Here is a 19382-nt window from a genome sequence, read left to right on the forward strand (position 1 = left end):
AAATCCCATAAACAACGCCTCCTATTTTGTGTTTGTGAAGCAATCACTGTTTTGACTCTTCATCATTTATTTTTGAGTATTCATTGTTTATTTTGGAAACCTTCCTGCTGTCTACCATTCTTGCAATTCCTACTACGTCCAGTATGCAAGCTACACTTCTGTCACCTAAAATTGTGGCTCCAGAAATACCTTCTACTTTGCCTATATAAGAGCCAAGATTTGTAACAACAATTTCTTGGTTCCTTATAAGTTCGTCCACCACAATTCCAAAGCGTTTTTCTGCTATTCCCAACAAAACAATCAAAGTATTCTCCCTCTCCTTGCTCCGCGAAATGCCGAAATAGTCATGAAGCCAAATCAAAGGAACCGCTCTGTCCCTTATAACCGCCACTGCTTGTCCATTGACGGATTCAATTTCATTCTTTGGCTTTCGTACAATTTCAACAACATTGCTCATAGGAAGGGCATAAGTTTGATTGTTAATCTTAACTAAAAGCCCTTTCAATATGGCAAGAGTGAGAGGAAGCTTGATTGGCAGTTTGATTATGAACTTTGTCCCGGTGCCTGTCCGCGTCTCAACATCAACGATTCCATTCAGTTTTTCAATGCCAGTCCTTACTATATCCATTCCGCCTCCATGGACAGAAATATCATTCTCTGAAGGGGAAAGGTCGGTGTGAAAAATAAGGTTTATCAACTGCTGTTCACTCATGCTGTCTGCTTCTTTCTCCGTAACAATCCGATTCTTTACAGCTGATTGTTTTATCCTTTGTATATCAATTCCTGCTCCGTCATCTTCAATGGTTATAATTACATTGCTGTCCTCGGACAATGCTGTAACTCGCAATGTACCCTTTTGGGGTTTACCCATCTTTTTACGGACTTCCGGATTTTCAATCCCATAAATTACAGCATTCCGTACAAGGTGGATTAGAGGGTCACTCATTTCTTCCATGATTGTCCTGTCTATTTCTGTTTCCCCACCCTCAAGCACCAGGTCAACTTCCTTGTTCAGTGAGAGGGACAAATCTCCGACCATTCCGGAAAAGCAGCTAAATAACTGCTCCACCGGCATCATACGGGTTTTCATTATTTCTTCTTGAAGCTCATTGGTTAGCACCGATACCCGGTTTGAGATACCTATCAAGTCATCGACAGTTTCGTCAAAGGGATACCGGTCATATAAGTTGTCTGAGACCTGAGCTATTCGTATCTGTTCAATCACCAATTCACCAACGAGGTCCATCATTCTTTCCAGATGGTCTACATCAATCCTTACAGTATGTACAATTCTTTTTTTCTCTCCCACTGCTGAATCTTTCTCATCCCCCGCCCCAGTTTCTCCAGCCTCCGTTTGGGACAGGGAATTTTCAACCTTATCCGTATTGCCGTCCGGTTTATCTTTCGAAAGCAGTTGTAGCTGTTCTTCAGCTTCACCCATAAAAGCCCTTGCAGTCTCCGGGCTTTCAAATATGTTAGCCATGCTACACTCCCTTCCTATTCATATTCATAAAGTACACTATCGATTTTTAGAATGCTGACTACCCCTTCATCAGTAATACCTATGCCTTCAAAGTAGCTGCCATCAATCCCCGCTATCATCTCCGGAGGCGGTTGAATGTCCGAAAACCTTATGACATGGTTTACTTTATCAACCACAATCCCAATCATCTCATCTCTGCTTTTTACCACAACAATGCGGGTCTTTTTTGTAGGCGTGTAATTGACAAGTCCCAGCCTTTTATGAAGATTGACTACAGGAATGATTTTACCCCGAAGATTGATAACTCCTTCCAAAAAGGGCTGGCTATTAGGTATCGGGGTGATGCTTTGCATTTTGATAATCTCATATACATCGCTGATTTTCAGGGCATATTTCTCATCTGCTAATTCATAAGCCACATATAGGCTGGTCAAAAGTTCATTCATCATTGTTCACCTCCCTTCAAACATTAAATAAATATAGTTAAAAAATGTTATAACTTACTTAATGTTTGAATAAGATAACGAAAAATAGCCTATATCCTCTTACTTTGGAAATAGCATACTTAAACCTATAGATTTTGCCAATATGGTCTGACTGCCTCTCTCATGACGAGGGAAATAAAACTAGAAGAGCAATTGGGCCCAATATTTGATTGAGAATGCAAAGCCCAATTCAGCAAGAGCAAGAAAGTCAAAGCTTCCTTTTGATTTAAACATAGGGAAGCCTGCTTGCCAGATTTCTTCTATGAATCCGGTTGTTTTCCCGATAGTGTATTTTTCGTCTTAATATGCACATCAGATATTTTTCCTAAATCATATCGTTGTATGCCGATTGTTATCCACCTCTCTGTTGTTTTGCGACGAATCCGGTATCTAAGCTTTGCGTTGTTATGCCAAATTGCGTTTTGTTAGTTTTGGTGTTTTCGAAAAATACATTTTGTGATTAACCGTTACAATTTACATAAAATCTAACTTGATATTTCCTAATATGGAGTTTTTCATTTTTTGAATGTAACAATATGCTCATTTTGTTACTTTATTAACAACGTAAAAACTCTGATATTTAGAAGGTTTAATACTAATAATATTTTCGTTTAATTTATTTCATATAAAAGAATCATGTATCTTTTTAATAATTTATGTAAATGCCTTTAGTTTACAACATATTATAAAATGTACTCGAGTATTTGATTGGGTTAATATTGAGGGCCTTAGGGCTTAGAGTATATAGAAAACTCGGCCGTAACGGCCTGGAATTTAAAAGGCAAACTCTGCTTTTTAGTCTAATTTTAATATGTTATAAATATCCAAACAAACAACTAAATAGTTAGAGAGTTTTATTTATTTTATAAAAAATACAAAATATGCAGGAAAAATAAATGTTGCGTCGAAGTATATATTTTAAAGTAACAAAATGAGCATATTGTTACTTTAATCTTCAGGAAAATTATTCCTATTATTCAAGATAAATTCCTTTCTCAATTCCCGGCTGAAGATAATAGTCTTAAAGTTTGCGATGCTTCATATTTCCAACTTTTTATTGACTTAATTTTCATTTTGTATTATGATATTTAGAAGCATGGTATTGAGGGTCATTTGGCTGTCATTTGCCAGTTTTCCGGGCACTTTGTTTTAATAAGATATTTTATTTTTCTTAAATAAGGACAAAAATAATTAATATATTAAGGATAAAATGGATTTTATGGTGTTGATACACTAGGAGGAATGTAATAAATGCATTGGTCGGATGAAATTGCTAACAAGCTGATAAGCTTACACCCTGACAAGGAGGAATTTGTACTTGCAGCAGGCACAAGCCCTTCAGGTACAGTCCATATAGGTAATTTCAGGGATGCCGTTACTGTTTATTTTGTTGCAAAAGCTCTAAGGAAGCAGGGAAAAAAGACTGTTTTGCTTTTGTCTTGGGATGATTATGACCGTTTCAGGAAAGTACCCAAGAACCTGCCCGAGGATAGAATCAAAGAATATGAAAGCTACATAGGCATGCCATATTCTGCAGTGCCCGATCCCTTTGGCTGCCACGCTTCCTATGCAGAACACTACGAAAAAGAATATGAAGAATCCCTCGAAAAGATTGGTCTCAAATTCGATATAATCAGATATCAAACCAAGGAGTACATGAGCGGAAGATACAAAGACGGTATAATAACTGCTCTGAAAAACAGAAAAGAAATATATGATATAATGCAGGAATTTAAGACACAGGAATATTCTGAAGAAGAAAGGGAAAACTTCTATCCCGTTTCCGTCTACTGTGACAAATGCGGAAAGGATACTACAAAAATCACAGAGTTGTCTGAAGATTGCAATGTAGTAGGCTATAGCTGCAAATGCGGAAATGTTTCCACAGTAAATATTTCCGAACAGGGCAATTGCAAGCTTCCGTGGAAAGTTGACTGGCCCATGAGATGGATGTATGAGGGTGTTGACTTTGAGCCCGGCGGAAAAGATCATGCATCGCCCCAAGGAAGTTATCAGGTATCCAGGGTAATTGCGAAAAAGATTTACAATATTGATGAGCCCCTGTTCCAAGGCTATGAGTTCATTGGAATTAAAGGTTTGACAGGAAAGATGTCCGGCTCTTCCGGCTTAAACATAAATCTCGAAGAGTTGCTGAAAATATATCCTCCGGAAATCATCTGGTGGCTTTATGCCAAAAAGACTCCAAACGAGGCTTTCGACATAAGCCTTGGCGATGATGTACCGAGGATTTACGGCGAATTTGACAGGATTTATGAAAATTATTACAACAATGCCGAAAGTCTGGATGAGATTACTAAAAGCACGCTGGATATTGTATTGGACGGAAGTCCTAAAAAAGTAAATCCGCCTTTTAATATCCTGCTGACTTTATACTCAATTTCCAACGGAAAAATTGATATGATTGAAGAAATGTTCACAAAGATCGGCATGAGCTTTAAAGCTGAAGAGCTCAAAGAAAGGCTCGAAAAAGTAGCTTACTGGCTCGAAAAATATGCACCGAACATGCTGATGAAATTAAACACATCACCGGATTTTGAGTATTTCGAAGCTCTGGATGATGAAGTAAAAGGTTGGGTAAAAGACTTCTGTGAATTAATTAAAATCAAGATGGATTCCGAGGAATTGACTACCCGTCTGTATGCTATTCCTAAGAAGGAAACTGCAGACGTTAAGGAAAACAAGAAAAATCAGCTGCTGTTCTTCAAAACCATGTATCGCTTGTTAATCGGAGAAGATAAAGGGCCTATGCTTTCAACATTGATTCTAGCTGTAGGCGCCGAAAATATTCTTCCGATTGTCGAGCCTTTGGTAAAGGGTGGCGCAAATAATTAATTGCTAGAATTATAGAACCCTTGAAGCACTTTATAATACGGTGCTTCAAGGGTTTTTTATTTGGCCTCTTGGAATGAAATGAAAGAGACAAAAGCGAAGGGAGTCGATGTCCCGAGCTTTTATTAGTCTTTTGGGTTCTTGTCTTAAGCTCTTATTGCCCCTTTTTTATTTTGAATCTCTCCACAACGGCATTTCCACAGTTACTTTGAACAAATCCCCATCTATTTGTATGTCAAACTTACCTCTTTGCAAGGCAGTCAAGCTTTGAGCAATAGACAGGCCCAATCCCGAGCCTTCCGTTGTTCTAGATTCATCGCCTCTCACAAACCTTTCCGTCAATCGTTCTGCAGGTATATTCAATGGAATGGCCGATATATTCTTTACAACAAGCACCCCGTCGCTTTGATTTTTTGATATATTGATATAAACCCTGGTACCCCGCAACGAGTATTTCAAAACATTGGACATTAGATTTTCTATTATTCTCCACATATGCTTTCCGTCGGCGAGTACAAATATATTTTTCTCCTCTGCACTAATTCGAATATCAAGCCCAGCCTTCTCCATTTTTTCTTGGTATTCACCATGAGCCTGCAAAATTAATTCATGCAGATCCACCTTTTCGAGATTGACTGCCAAGTTTCCGCTGGATGCCTTGCTTGCCTCCACCAAATCTTCAATCAAAACCTTGAGCCTTGCAGATTTCTCTTCAAGAATACCGATATATTCCTTCGCTTTATCGCTTCCCACTTCTTCTCTTTTTAGCAAATCCACATAATTTATTATGGAGGTAAGCGGTGTCTTTAAGTCATGGGATACATTGGTTATCAGCTCCGTCTTCATACGTTCTCCCTTTATCGCTTCTTCAACCGCATTTTTCAACCCACCTCTGATGTTGCAAATGTTTTCGGCAAAAGCGGCAAACACAGGTGACATTTTATCACTGTTCATTTCATAGTCGATATTACCTTGGGATATCTGTTTTGTTCCTTCCATAATCGTTGCAAGGGACCTTAAAGCTCGAGCAATAAAGGCAAAAACCAATACGTTTATAAATACCAGCAAGAAACCTGAAATTTTAGCTGCAGAACTATAGTAATAATTGACATATGCGTCAACAAATATCACAAATAACATACAGTTTATAGCCACATAAAAAGGAAGCAAAATCAGTATCCATACCCTGAAAATTTTACCGTTAAAACATTGCTTAATGAAATCTTTAATTTTTCTTAAAAAAATTCTTAAAATAATTATAAAGAGAATGCTGTTTGACAGATTACCCCTCTTTCTCCGCCGGATTAGGGATAATGAATAGGAAAGCCAAGTTATAAACGCAACACTCAGCGTAACAGCTAAAAACAATATACTTCTAGGCTCATTATCATAGTATGTTTCCAAAGTATTCGCAAAAGCAAATCCGCATATTAAAATCAAAATTATCGAACCTATTGTGTGTATATCCAAATACACTTTATCAATAAACGGCACAGGTCTGCTTTCTTCTTTTTGCTCCTGCCAAATACCTTTCCACGTACCGCTGAAAAGGTATGCCAGGCACCCTATCAGCAATATAAAACATACTATCAATGAGATTATCACAAATATCATCAAGGATTTCACTCTGGTATATCGAATATAATCATCGTAAAATTCATCTCCGGGTTTCAATGGCTCTATAACTGCAGCATAAACTTCATAGTTTGTTCCTTTCATTCTTTCCATTATATAATTGGCCCTATACAGATACTGATTATACACGTTTCTGTTGTTTATATATACATATGTACGCTGTTTCCTTAAAAATTCAATTGGATCCTCATCTTCTACATTTGTAATGACTTCGCCTGTTTGTGTGTCTTTAATATAATAGCCGAAGTTTAATATGTTGGAAATGGTTTGTGTTGCATTATAGAGCGCAACGGATTTTTCGGTAATCACATACCAATCGATTTCATTCTCGATAATATCCTCTTCACTTCTTACATCTTTCAGCCAAATATAATAATCCACAACGCTTGCAACATGGCTGCTAAAATTGGATATATATTTAGGATAGCTGTAATAGTTGTCGCATGTAACAATCTGTTCGTTTTTTATCAGAAAACCCCAGCTTCCGCACACAACTAGAAAGCTCAGCCACGCAAGAAAAAATGCAAGCCCTTTTGTCGTGTTGGAACGTTTAATATTTTTCCATTTTATATCCAATACCCCACACCACCTTTAAGTATTTTGGTTCTTTGGGATTAATCTCAATTTTTTCCCTTATGCGTCGAATATGCACGGCAACCGTGTTCTCCGACAAATACGCCGGTTCCTTCCACACATTTTCATATATTTGATCTATGGAAAACACTTTGCCCGCATTTTTCATAAGAAACAGCACAATACCGTACTCTGTCGCCGTTAACTTTACCAATTCTCCGTCAACCTTCAGCTCTTTTGCCTCAATATCAAGCTCCAATCCTCCGTTTTTCAATACTCCGCTTTTTCTTTCTGTCCCTCCGAGCTGAGTATACCTACGAAGCTGCGACTTCACCCTTGCAATAAGCTCCAGTGGGTTGAACGGCTTTGTCACATAATCGTCGGCTCCGAAGTTAAGCCCTATAATCTTGTCCGTATCCTCAGACTTTGCAGACAGGATTATAATTGGTATATTGAGCTCTTCCCGAATCTTTATGGTTGCAGACAATCCGTCCAATTCCGGCATCATCACATCCAATATAACCAAATGGACTTTTTCTTCTTCCAGAGCTTTCAATGCCTGCTTTCCCGTATATGCTTTAACAACACCGTAACCCTCCTGTTTCAAGTAAATTTCCAGTGCATCCACTATTGCCTTGTCATCGTCACACACTAAAATATTGCATTTGTCCATATGTATCGGCCCCCAATACTTTTCCTGTAATAGTTCATCTTATATCACCTGCCTTTTTATTTTATAGCATAGCAGGCAAACCTTACAAAAACGTTCATAAAATTCTTAAACTTTTCTTAAGATTAATCTATCTTTTAGAAAACATCAAGCTAAAACCTATGGTTTAGTCCCTGACGAATATAAATAAAACGGGCAGCCGCACAGCCACCCGCTTTATTCTATAAGAATAAATTTTTATATTTATATGTCAATCGCTTTAATTAATTTTTATACAGGTAGAGACGGTATGCTGTTTAGCAAATACCTCTTTAATATGGACAAGTCCGTGGAATTAATTTTTCCGTCTCTATTGAGGTCAGCAGACTCCTCGGGAGTATTAAACTTTTGAAGGCTTTTAGTTAAATATCTCTTCATCATAGTATAGTCTGTGGAATTTACTTTCTGGTCGCCGTTCAAATCTCCATATATAATGTTTGGTGTGGGACTCGGTGTCGGAACATTTCCTTTTGGTGTTGGCATTGACGGATCTATCTGCATTGAAGAATCCCCAAAGAATCTGTACAAGCCTGCACATGCTCCTACAAAAGCAGCATTGTAGTCGATAGCAACTTCATTGTAAACATAATCACTTGTAACGTCTACATGCTGATCTCCAGAATCAGGTCCGCCAACAAGTGCACCATACAATACATGTTTATGCGGAGAACGGTCGTTGGCATCACTTAAGCCGGAAGCTGCTCTATGGTGCGGGTACTTAACTGAATTACTGCTATAGCCCACAACATAACAACGATTTATAGGGTTTTTACCCAACAGGTAATCCATTTGCGACCTTGCCCAATTACCATACTTTGATGGTGTATCACCATGATGTTTGTCATAAACAAGAGCTATCAGCTGTGCTGCAGTATTGTATCTTGCGGAACCCCATTGATTGAGGAACGTATATCCGCCCGGTGTAATTGTAATACCGCCTCCCGGTAGCCACTTGTCAAGCAATTGCTGTATAGGTTTCCAGAAATCAATCTGCTCACCCGGATTTTTATTTGAAGCTCTCTTATATCTGTCTTCGAAATTTTGACTGTTTTTGTCATACAAATCGTCTATTTCTGCCAAAATACATGCCGTACCTGACCACATATCATTCCAGCAATGTATCCACCCTGGCGGCGCATAATAATCGAAATATTTAAATGCTTCGTCTAAATAATTCTCATTTTGAGTTGCCAAATAAAGCCATGCAGCAGCCCAGCAGTAATCATCCTCCCATTTGCTTGAAGAATAATAACCTTTAGGGCCGTCAGCACTTGAAAGTACTGCTTTTGAATTTTTCTGTGCAAAATCAAATAAAGCTTTTGCATAATCAAGGCTTTTTGCAGCATATTGAGGGTCTGTGTCCTTAAAATTCAAGTAGTTTATTGCAAGTGAAGCTGCCGTTCCCGAAATAATGTCAGTTCCGGGTTTTTCCTTTGTAATAAACCAGCCTCTTCTAAACATGGTATCCTTCTCAGGAGCACCCCAAAATGCATGGTCGATATCTCCATCTCCCACCTGATGACAGAACGCTACTACATTACCCGATGCATCCCTGAAAGTACACTTCATGAAATAGTCATTAAAGTATCTTAGAAGCGTTTCCGCATGAGGAGCCTGACCCGTTGCACGGAACTGATCTTTAAACTCATAATAACCCCAACCCACTGTTGAAGCGGCATAAGCCTCAGGGAGACCAAATTTTACATGGTCACCGGCATCATGGAAACCGCCAGAAACGTCAACTTTGCCGTCTCCATCCGGGTCAAGTACACTTCTGTTGCTGCTGATGAATCCGTCGGACATATCGGTGTTTTGGGAATCCAGCGGAAGTTTCGCGTCATATACGTGGCAGTTCCCTCTCCAGTCTAAAAGACCATTCTCATCAACACCGGTACCGCACATGTTGGCATCATAAAAGAACATGGAATACTGCAATGCCTTTGCATAATTGTATTCTCCGGCAGCATCTGTCCTTACAATGCTGAAAGGAATAATTCCTGCAGCTGTAATCGCAAGACCGGTTAGAAAAGCCGCCACTTTCTTTGAGAAAAACTTCTTTTTCATCATATCCCTTCCCTTTCTTATAAAATTAAATTATTTATGTTAATATTTATTTTTAACACAGCTTGACGAAATTGAATTAACTATTGAAATACAGATAAAGCGTAGACTTAATTTGGGATATAGAATTAGCAAGACGTTTTCTCAATAAATTAACGGATATTCTTCATTTTTTATTGGGATAGCATTACTACAACCGATTCATATATTTTAATTATTCAATATACTACTTTATCCTTTCACTAATATCTTACTATATTTTTCTTCATATTACAATTGATTTTAAACAGATATTCTCGGTTTTGCCTCTTTCATTTCATTCCAAGAGGCCAAAATAAAAGCCGGTATCTTAAGACACCGGCCAAAAATTACAGGTTTAATTTCATTCTGATTCCTGATACTCAACGGGTAGACTCGGTATCGTACGAAGTAAGTATCTTTGCAATATGGAATAGTCGGTTGAGTTGATCCTGCTATCTTGATTTAAGTCTGCTACTCTCTCCGGAAGGCCAAGCGAACGAATTATTCTAAGGATATACCTCTTCATGTAGGACAGGTCGGTTGAATTAACCTTCTTGTCGCCGTTCAAATCCCCATACACAAATTCCGGCCACATTGTAGATGTGGGCTCCGGATCCGGTGTCGGATTATCATTACCTGATATAGGGTATGTTTTTAAGTTGGGGAGCTCATCCAAAGTTATGCAGTAATCGCTCTGATACATTTCTATCAGCCAGTCAACAGGATTGTTCTGTTCTCCTGTAAGCCACCAACCGTACCATGGGCAGAAATACAGCCATCCGGCTCTTTCATTTATGAGATTTGAAACTCTCGGAATTGTATCATTCTCACTCATTGCAACCAGTTTTTTGCCGTCAGTGAGCTTCACCAGGTTGTAGAATGTGGATGAAATTGCGCTTCCATTAGGCTTTCCGTCCTTGGCATTGTATTTGTCGTAACCGATGATATCCACCACATCATCGCCCGGATACCATGCGGCTGAAGTCTCATAAGTATATGAAGTCCAAACCCATATAAGATTGTTCAAGCCATATTCATTGGTAAACTTGTCATAGAGAAGTCTGTAAAGCTTTACACAAGGCTCCGGACCTTCGGCTCCCCACCAGAACCATCCGCCTTCCGCTTCATGGAGCGGTCTGAACAGTATAGGAACCCCGGCATCCTGAACCTGCTTCAGTTTTTGAGCCATGGTATCGATATCATTGAGCAGCGCAATATTTTCTTCCGTTCCAGGAGTTAAAGCCTTTGATATGCTAAAGGTTGTGCTCTCGGTATAAAAACTGTTGTCCGCTTTCTTTCCAATATCCCCGGGTGAAAACCAGTGCCAGCAAACCGTCGGTATTCCGCCTTTTTCATTGTACCACTCGATAACACGCTCGGCGCACAGGTCATCCCACATCAAACCGTTTCCTCTGTAGTTCATAAAGTCAAAGCCTCTTACCGCAGGCAGTTTCCCGGTTTTTTCCCTTATATATGTAAACTCGGCCTCAGACCCTTCATAGTTGTGAGAACCGCAAAGCTCTTGCTGTCCCGAAAGTATGTGCTTGCCGTAAATATCAACAAGATAACTCATAAGTGCCTTTGCTTCTTTTGTAGCATTGGGATTTACCAATGTTTTTGAAACCTTGAGTCCTACAATGCTTTCGTCTGCAGGTTTTACAACCAGATAATCAAAGTAGGTGTATCCCCAGTAGGCTTCAAGTTCAATATTATTGGTACCTGCATCAAGCTTTACAATCCCTGCCGAAAGCTCTTTCCATTTGAGAGTAAACGGAAAGCTTACTTCTCCCTGATTGGAACCGTTTACATTCAGGTACTGCACTTTTTTGATTTTGTCATAAGGCTGTACATAGCTGATAAATATTTCGTAAAGTCCTTCTTTGTCAACCTCAACGTTTACCGATGTACTTGTACCCTTTTGTCCAATAAAGACGCAAGTACTTCCTGTAAGATCGAAGACATCTCCATACTCATTTTTACCCACATAGTCGGTATAAATCTGGGCTCCGTTACGGATACCGTCTTCAAACTCGTACTTGTCCCCATCCGCAGACACTGCATTTGTCACAAAGATGCACGATGTTATAGGTATGACAACTGCAAGCATCAGTGCCAAGAAAGCTTTCATTGAAGTCTTCCCTCTCATAAATATTCCCCTCTCTGTAAAATATCATATTATATTAAATAATAGAAATTTTATTCAGTTGTAACATTACCGCAATGTGATAAAGCAAAACAAGAAAAGAAATGCAGATAATTCTTCATATAGAACTGTGTAGATGTAGAAAACCGCATAGATATGGAATAGCACGTTTTTTCCTATATATTTATTTTACTACATTTTTCTCTACATTACAATTAATTTTATAGAATGTTGTCATTTTATATTATAAAACAATGTAATATTAAAAAGCACTTTCCTTTAAAGTATCAAGGTAAAGTGCTTTTTATCCTCCTTAGTTAATTTATCAAATTATCAACAATAGAAACATTCTATTAATCTATGCTTATAGCATACTTCGCAGAATACTCATTAAACTGTTTAAGAAATTCATTATTGGGCTCATGCTTTACTTTATACAGATAGCTGTGCATATTCATGCTGTCATGGGACATTTCTATCACACATCCCGCAATGTTGGAACAATGGTCGGATATGCGTTCCAATACAGTTATCAAATCGGAATAGACAAATCCCATCTCAATTGTACACTTGTTGCTCTGCAATCTTTTAATATGCTTCTTTTTCATCGCACTTTTAAGCTCGTCAATTACTTCCTCGAGGGGGTCCACCTTTGCCGCAAGTAAAGTGTCATTTCTGTCAAATGCCTTGACAGCAGTCTCAACCGCTTCTTCCACCGCCGCCATCATAACACCCAGCTCTTTTTTAGCGGATTCGGAAAACTGCATCTTCTTATCGTGCATCTCTTGGGCAGAATCCATAATCTCCAATGCATAATCCGCAATACGCTCAAACTCGCCTATCAAGAAAAGTAGTTTGGCGGCTTCCGTACTGTCCTGGGCCGACAAATTCTGACTGGACAGCTTGACAAGATAGGTCCCCAAGGCATCTTCATATCTGTCCGTTTGCTGCTCCGCATCTTTTACCTTCTGCACATCTTTTTCGTCATAATTGTTCACCAGTGCAACCGCCTGCTTTATGGCACTCATTGAAGTGTAGGCCATTTCCTTTGCAATTTCCCTGCTGCGGTTTATAGCTATGGCAGGAGTTGAAAACAAACGGGAATCGAGAAGTGACACCTTGTCCTTTTTATTGTCTTCTTTTATAGTCTTGTATGCCAGCTTTTCCAAAAGCCCGCTAAAAGGCAGCAACATAGCCGTACACAAAATGTTGAAAGCCGAATGGGCAATTGCAATGGTTACATGATTTGCCGCCCAATCGAAAAATGCAAAGTTGAATATTGCATCCAATATGGTCAATAGTGTAAGGAACACCGCTGTTCCGATAAGATTGAAGTAAAGGTGCACCAGTGCCGCACGGCGGGCGTTTTTATTTGTTCCAACCGACGATATTAGTGCCGTAACACAAGTACCGATATTCTGGCCCATTATTATCGGTATGGCAGTCCCCATAGTGACATATCCCGTGGCGGACAATGCCTGCAAAATTCCCACTGAAGCCGATGAGCTTTGGATGATTCCTGTAACCACTGCACCAAGGAGCACTCCCAGTATGGGGTTTGAGAAAATCAGCAGTATATTGCGAAAGCCTTCTATTTCACCTAATGGCTCGACCGCTGCGGACATTCCTTCCATACCGTAAATCAGAGTGGCAAAGCCTAGAAGAATCAAACCAATATCCTTTTTTCTTTCATTTTTAATGAACAAGTAATAGATAACACCGATTAGAGCCAGTACCGGCGTAAAAGAAGAAGGCTTCAGTAAATTTACAAAGAAATTGCTGCCTTCAATCCCGGCCAGACTCAAAATCCACGCAGTAACCGTTGTACCGACATTTGCACCCATGATAACGTGGATCGCTTGCTTCAAGGTCATTATGCCGGAGTTTACAAAGCCCACCACCATAACAGTAGTGGCTGAAGAGCTTTGTATGATAGCCGTAACAGCAAGCCCCATCAAGAAACCATTCAGCTTTTTTGATGTCAAACGCTCAAGCAAGCCCTTGAGCTTGTTGCCTGCACTTTTTTCAAGCCCTGTCCCCATAAGGCTCATACCGAACAGGAACAAGGATAACCCCCCTATTAACTCTAAAAAACCAAATAAATCCATATATCACCCATTCCCTTTTCTTAAAATCAAAAAAATTATAGCATATTTTTACCTGACGCTTTGTAAAATGTATGTAAAATGTATGTTAAATGTTCGGTGCAATTTTATTCTTTCTTTTTTCACGAATTTTTCAACAAATTTTCACTCCATCTTTCTCAATTTTAGTATATAATCGATAATCGCAGAGTTGTACATATCAAACTACCACTAAATTACAAAGGAGGTTTTCATATGAAATTCAAGAAACTTTTGGCTTATTTACTCTCAGCTTCAATTGTTCTATCGGCCAGCTGTACAACTGTAAATGCGCAATCTTCAGAGAACACTTCAGGTAAAAGTCAGAAAATTTACTTGAAGGCAGCAACACTAGAACCTCGCAAAAGGTCATCTTTCACACTGATGGCCCAAAGGTCTTATTCAAATGAAGAAGGACCTTACATTGTTTCTTTCAACGGGCCCATAACTGACGAAATGAAGAATGACGTGATGGAGCTCGGTGTTAAGTTGATAGACTACACACCCGAGTATTCTTATCTTTGCTACATACCTTCCGATACGGTGGAGAAAGTAAAGAGTATTTCCCATGTTGTGGATGTTCTTCCGTATGAAAACGAATACAAAATTGATCCTGCATTAAGGTCAAAAGCTCCAAAAAACAAGAGTATAAAATCCCTGCTGGGAATCGAACCCCCTTCTTCGGAAGAGTTGAAGGTCAGAATAAGTACTTTTGGAATCGATGACGGCAATTTGACAAGTGAAATAGAAAAGTTGGGAGCTTCCGACGTATACCTCAGCGGAAACAGCATTTATGCAAAAATATCAGAGGATATGATAGAAGATTTGGCCCAGCTGAAAGCTGTCAAATTCATAGAGGAAGTAACTGAATATGAGCTCCACAACGATATAGCTTCAGGAATTATTCAAGCCGAAATAGCTTCCACTTTCGGATACGAAGGAGAAGGTCAAATTGTGGGAATTGCCGATACCGGCCTTGACAAAGGAACCTACGGTATTACCAGCGGCACAAATCACAGAGATTTCAACGGAAGAGTAATTAGAATTATTGACAGGATAGGTACTACAGGACATGACGACAACGGCCACGGCACCCATGTAGCAGGCTCCATTGCCGGCAGCGGTGAAATGTCCCAGGGAAAAATAAAAGGTATGGCACCCAAAGCTAGTCTTGTTATTCAAAAAGTAGGTGACTTTTTGGGAAAAGTCCACGTAGATTCTTTTGAGGATATATTACAAGAGGCTTATGATAATGGAGTAAGAATTCACAACAATTCCTGGGGAAAAAGTCCGGACGGTTCCTATGGCTTTGACAGCTCCGATTTGGACAGCTTTGTATGGTCTCATAGAGACATGCTTGTAGTGGTATCTGCAGGAAACAGCGGACCGGATGAATGTACTGTAGGTTCACCGGCTACTGCTAAAAATTGTCTTACTGTCGGTGCAACAGAAAACTTCAGACCTTATACAAAATTGCATCAAGGTCAAAACTATTCCGATGACCCAAATGAAATAGCTGATTTCTCAAGCCATGGAACTCAGGACGGAAGAATCAAGCCTGATGTTGTGGCACCGGGTACATTTATTGCTTCAACAATGTCATCTTTAATATATGACGAATTTTTGCCGCTTCACACTATCTATCCCGGATACCCGAATTATGAATTCATGAGCGGTACATCTATGGCATCCCCTATAACTTCCGGTGCTGTTGCAGTAATCAGAGAATATATCACGGAAAATTATAATATAACGCCAAGTGCTGCTCTTTTGAAAGCTTTTGTCATTAACGGTGCTTTAGACAAAAACGGTTATAGCCAAGAGAAAGGTTGGGGAAAGATAAGTCTGTACAATTCGATGTTCGGAACCCAAATTATAAGTGACACCGCTTCTGTGTCACAAAATCAAAAATTAACATATACTGTCTCGTGTACCAGAACCGACACTCCATTAAAAATCACTTTGGTTTGGTCGGACTATCCTGCAGCTGCACAGAATGCAGTCACACTGGTAAATGACCTGGATTTGAAGGTTACGGCTCCAAACGGCAGTGTAACGTATTACGGAAACGATTTTACCGCTCCCTACAACTCTGATTTTGACAGAACAAACAATGTAGAAAATATAATAATCACCAACCCCGTTGCAGGAAATTACACAATAGAAGTATCGGGGTACTCAGTACCGCATGGCCCCCAGCCCTTTGCACTGGTAGCCTCAGCCAACTTCTTGAGCACACCGAAAACCATAACAGCTACATCAACACCAAATTCCATAACACTCAAATGGGATGCTGTCCCCGGGGCAACAAACTACGATGTTGAAATTGACGGCACAAGTATTGTAAACGTTTGGGGAACAAGCTATACTCATTCAAATTTGACTTCAAACTCAGAGCACAAATACAGAGTCAGAGCAAAAAGCGCTATAAATACCAGTGGGTGGAGCTCCACATTTACATATTCGGCAATGCTTAACACACCTGTTCTAACCACCGAATGGGTTGATGATGAAATCCAATTGGTATGGAATTCTATTCCGGAAGCGGATTATTATGACATATATTTGGATGATGTTTACTATGACACCGCATATACAAATACATACACACTTAAAAACATTTTGCCGAACACCAGATACAAATTTTTCGTCAGGGCCAGAAAATATTTTAACACCAGTAATTCCAGCAACACTGTGGAGTTTGTTACACCGGATATGGGAGTTTCCTATGGAGAGCCTATGATCGGCCAAAGAATGAATTTCGGTGCGGCAGCATCAACAAACGGAAAAATCTATGTAGCGGGAGGAACAAACGGAACTTATTATCTAAACAGCGTGGAAGAATTCGATCCTGTCAACAACATCTGGACACAGAAGGCTCCAATGTCCAAAAAAAGAAGCGGAGTAGGAATCATCGAAGCAGATAACGGAAAAATTTATGCAATTGGAGGATTCGACGGAAACTCTTATCTTAACAGTGTTGAAGAATATGACCCTGTTAGCAACACTTGGACTTTGAAGGCTAATATGAAAACTCCAAGAAGCAATTTCGGAATTGCTTTATCTGGCGGCAAAATCTATGTAATGGGCGGATACAACGGGAATACACTAAGAAGCGTTGAAGTATACGACCCCAATACAAATACTTGGACCTATGCAGATGATATGCCGACAGCCAGAAGCAACTTCGCAGCCGGAGTTGTAAACGGTAAAATCACTGTTATGGGGGGAGTATTCGATAACGATAATTTAAAATCAGTAGAGGAATATGATCCTTCAACAGACAAATGGACAGTAAAAAATAATCTTCCAAGCAGCATAAGCGACTTTAGCGTGTGCGCAGCAGACGGAAAACTCTTTATTATCGGTGGAAGAGATTCAAACCAAATTATAAAATATGATCCTCTAACCTGTTCACAGACTAAAGCAGCTGAATTGCCTTCAACTCTTTACGGGCATGCTTCCGTATATCAGAACGGGAAGATATATATCTTTGGCGGTTTTGCAAACACAGTATGCAGTAACCAGGTTCTTTGCTATAAAATTCAAAACGACGGATGGAGATCCGAAGCATCTATGAACGATGAAAGAGCCTTCTTTACTGCCGATATTGTGGACGGAAAAATATATGTCATCGGAGGAACCAGTACATTTGAAAATAAAAATAACGTTGAGGAATATGACATATCCACAGGTACATGGACTGTATGCGGAAGTTTCGCAAATAAAAAAGTAAATCATGCATCAGCAGTTATTGACGGAAAGATTTATATTTCCGGTGGAGATTATTCACCTAACCCTTCGTCATATTCGAATGAGCTTATAGTTTTTGACCCTGTCAGCAAAACATGGACTAGAAAGGCAAATATTCCTGAAGGACTTACTAATCACAAGGCTGTTTATCTAAACGGATATATGTATCTTGTTGGCGGTTTTAGAAAAATAAATAACGGTAAAAACTATCAATACTCAAAAACTGTATACAGGTATGATCCGGTTAATGACACATGGTCCACAGTGGCTCCCTTGCCGGTTCCAAGGTTCAATCATGGAGCGGTTGCTGTAAACGGCAGGATATATGTAATTGGTGGAAATAATGACAGCGGTGCACTGAATTCTATCTACGAGTATGACCCGTCGACAAACACCTGGACTGCTAAAGCTCCTATGCCGCAAGCAAAATTGCAATTTTCCACCGCAGTTGTTAATGACAAAATATATATCATCGGCGGAGCTGATCTTTCTCGTGACTCAGCCACCGTTTACGAATATGACCCTGCTAACGAAACTTGGACAGAAAAGAAGCCCCTTCCTTCAGTCATGGCTAGAAACTGTTCGGTATTTGACGGAAGCAAAATATATACTATGGGAGGATTGCTGGACCTTATCGAGTACGTTGAGCCACTCAACAGTATGTATTCTTATTCCCCTGCTGAAGAAAACATTATAAAGCTTGACATGGGAAGCGGCATAATGGAGCCAAAAGCAGGAACAAAAATTCTTCCTCTTACACTGTCCAATGTACCCGGAAACCGAATATATAAAGTTGATGTAACCCTTGAGTACGATCCATCGACTCTTTCCGTAGCAAATATAACTTCGGGAAGCGTCATAACTAACGGAAATGCTTTTTCCTACAGTATTGACAATACTCTCGGTACCATCAACATCCGTTACAATGCAACACAACAGGCGATAAACAACAACGGCATCCTGGCAAATATTGAATTCAACGTTCAAAACAATGTGGATACTGTAAAAAGCAGCACTTTACGCTTCAAAGCAGACGAATCCAATGTATATGGTGCAAATAATCATAAATATACAGGACTTAAGTTTATCGATGGAGTTGTTGACATCTTCATATATGGTGATTTAGATGGCAGCGGTGATTGTAATTCAATCGATTTTGACCTTCTAAACAGCTACCTTATAGGGGTCAGGAAAAATCTTCCTGGTCCTTACTGGACAATCAGCGGAGATGTAGATGCATCCGGTCATATAAATTCTATTGACCTTGCACTTGTTAGGAGTTATATGCTGGGACGCATCTCTAAATTTCCTGCACAAATAGAGTAACAAAATCGTTGGCTTGATAGTTTTGGATTTTTTTCATCAAGGCTGGGGGGCAAAGCACTCCAGCCTTGTTTTTTTAGCTTCTTTTAAAAAATATTGAAAAAACATTTGTTTTTTAGTGAATTTCTTTTTTATATAGTGTATAATATGCGTAATAAAATTTTAAAGAGAGAAAGAAACGAATAATTTGTATGTTTTGGAATTTAAATGAATTCAAAACCGG

At 39.4% G+C, this 19382-nt stretch carries 9 protein-coding genes; 2 read left to right on the forward strand and 7 right to left on the reverse strand.

What is annotated here, in order from left to right:
- Positions 1-43: 43 nt before the first annotated feature.
- Both PLH43_RS04825 and PLH43_RS04830 read right to left on the reverse strand, forming a co-directional pair.
- Positions 44-1483 (reverse strand): chemotaxis protein CheA, encoded by a 1440-nt coding sequence (locus PLH43_RS04825; RefSeq protein WP_324360653.1) that lies wholly within the window; start codon positions 1481-1483, stop codon positions 44-46.
- 14 nt (positions 1484-1497) lie between these two features.
- A complete protein-coding gene (locus PLH43_RS04830) occupies positions 1498-1929 on the reverse strand; it encodes a chemotaxis protein CheW (protein ID WP_324360686.1) in 432 nt (143 codons plus the stop codon).
- A 1290-nt stretch (positions 1930-3219) separates the two neighbouring features.
- Here PLH43_RS04830 and lysS point away from each other — a divergent pair.
- Positions 3220-4821 (forward strand): lysine--tRNA ligase, encoded by a 1602-nt coding sequence (gene lysS / locus PLH43_RS04835; protein WP_324360655.1) that lies wholly within the window; start codon positions 3220-3222, stop codon positions 4819-4821.
- Positions 4822-4986: 165 nt separating this feature from the next.
- Here the strand turns inward: lysS and PLH43_RS04840 are convergent, their stop codons facing one another.
- The 5 genes from PLH43_RS04840 to PLH43_RS04860 all read right to left on the reverse strand — a co-directional run bounded on the left by PLH43_RS04840 (position 4987) and on the right by PLH43_RS04860 (position 14068).
- The gene (locus PLH43_RS04840) at positions 4987-7029 is read right to left on the reverse strand and encodes a HAMP domain-containing sensor histidine kinase (protein ID WP_324360657.1); all 2043 of its coding nucleotides are present in this window, start codon (positions 7027-7029) and stop codon (positions 4987-4989) included.
- Positions 7004-7699: a response regulator transcription factor gene (locus tag PLH43_RS04845; RefSeq protein WP_324360658.1), complete on the reverse strand. Its 696-nt coding sequence runs from the start codon at positions 7697-7699 to the stop codon at positions 7004-7006. The genes PLH43_RS04840 and PLH43_RS04845 overlap by 26 nt, the downstream gene beginning before the upstream one ends.
- A gap of 267 nt (positions 7700-7966) precedes the next feature.
- On the reverse strand, positions 7967-9802 hold the full coding sequence (locus tag PLH43_RS04850) for a glycoside hydrolase family 9 protein (RefSeq protein WP_324360660.1): 1836 nt from the start codon (positions 9800-9802) through the stop codon (positions 7967-7969).
- A 376-nt stretch (positions 9803-10178) separates the two neighbouring features.
- Positions 10179-11963, reverse strand: coding sequence for a glycosyl hydrolase (locus PLH43_RS04855; protein WP_324360662.1), 1785 nt, complete (start codon positions 11961-11963; stop codon positions 10179-10181).
- Positions 11964-12313: 350 nt separating this feature from the next.
- The gene (locus PLH43_RS04860; protein ID WP_324360664.1) at positions 12314-14068 is read right to left on the reverse strand and encodes a Na/Pi cotransporter family protein; all 1755 of its coding nucleotides are present in this window, start codon (positions 14066-14068) and stop codon (positions 12314-12316) included.
- Positions 14069-14299: 231 nt separating this feature from the next.
- Here PLH43_RS04860 and PLH43_RS04865 point away from each other — a divergent pair, with 231 nt between their 5' ends.
- Entirely contained in the window at positions 14300-19162 is a 4863-nt protein-coding gene (locus PLH43_RS04865) for a kelch repeat-containing protein (protein WP_324360666.1), read from the forward strand.
- Positions 19163-19382 lie beyond the last annotated feature (220 nt).

This window comes from Acetivibrio sp. (assembly GCF_035371925.1).
Taxonomy (GTDB): Bacteria; Bacillota; Clostridia; order Acetivibrionales; family Acetivibrionaceae; genus Hungateiclostridium.